Source organism: Secundilactobacillus angelensis (assembly GCF_012641075.1).
GTDB lineage: Bacteria > Bacillota > Bacilli > Lactobacillales > Lactobacillaceae > Secundilactobacillus > Secundilactobacillus angelensis.
Genome location: NZ_JAAXLJ010000050.1, coordinates 1 through 1,449 on the forward strand (window position 1 = coordinate 1; position 1,449 = coordinate 1,449).

General features: G+C 46.6%; 1 pseudogene. It reads left to right on the plus strand.

The annotated features are described in order from the left end of the window. Positions 1–1,449, plus strand: a pseudogene (locus tag HC026_RS12270) (hypothetical protein); the annotation flags it as partial.

A 1,449-nucleotide genomic window follows, 5' to 3' on the forward strand; every position in this document is an offset into this window, starting at 1 on the left:
GATGATAATAAGCAGTTAACTAGTGATGTCACGAAGGATTCCAGCGACCTTGGTTCCAACGGAACCTCGGATCAGACTAAGGCCTTGACTAGTGACAAGGCGGAGTTGACTAGCGATGTTACTAATTACAAGAGTGACTCAAATAAGTTGGCCGGTGATCAAACGGCCGCGAAGTCGAATGCCCTGAGTAACGACCAAAGTGCTATCAACAGTGATCAGACGAAGGTTGACAGTGATTCGACCAAGGTATCAGATGATGAGAGCAACGTGGCTTCGGACCTGAGTGATAGCAGTACCACGTCGGCTAAGCTATCCAGCGATTTGAGTGATACCACCAGTGATCTGAGCAACTTCAGTAACGATAATAGTGATTTGAAGTCGGATACCACCAAAGATTCAAGTGATCTTGGTTCCGATGGAACCTCTGATCAGAACAGTGATTACAAGAGCAACAGTAATAAGCTGAGCAGTGACCAGACAACTTATACCAGTGATTCGAATGTTAATACGCAGGATCAAACGACCGCAAAGTCGAATGCCTTGAGCAATGACCAAAGTGCTATCAACAGTGATCAGACGAAGGTCAACAGCGATTCGAACAAGTTCTCTGACGACCAAAGCAACGTGGCTTCGGACTTGAGTGATAGCAAGACCACGTCAGCAACGTTATCTAGCGACATGAGCAAGACCAGCAATGATCTGAGCAACTTCAGTGATGATAACCAGCAGTTAACTAGCGATGTCACGAAGGATTCCAGCGACCTTGGTTCCAACGGAACCTCGGATCAGACTAAGGCCTTGACTAGTGACAAGACGGAGTTGACCAGCGATGCCACTAATTACAAGAGTGATTCTGGTGAGTTTGCGAGTGATCAAACGACCGCAAAGTCGAATGCCTTGAGCAATGACAGCAATAGTTTGAGTAATGACCTGAGTGACTTTAGTGACCAACAGAGTGATTTCAATTCTGAACAAACGAAGTTTACGAGTGACGTGGCCGTTTCCAACACGCCATCGGGGACCATCTCAAACGAATTGAGTAACTTGAGCAGCGATCTTGGTGGTCTGAGTGATGATCAAGTTGCCATCGATAGTGATGTGACGAAGGAAACTAGCGACCTTGGGTCGGCAGCAACCTCGGCACAGACCAGTGATCTGAAGAGTGATACCAGTGCAACGGCAAGTGATTACACGAAGGATTCGGGTGAATACAGTGATGATGTCACTACCGCCTCAGCTGCTAAGTCGGATACTTTGAGTAATGACCAAAGTGCTATCAACAGTGATCAGACGAAGATCAACAGCGATTCCAACCAGTTCTCCAACGACCAAAGCAACGTGGCTTCGGACTTGAGCGATGGTAAGACGACTTCGGCTCAGTTATCCAATGACTTGAGTAAGGCTGGTAACGATTTAAGCAACTTCAGTGATGATAATAAGCAGTTAACT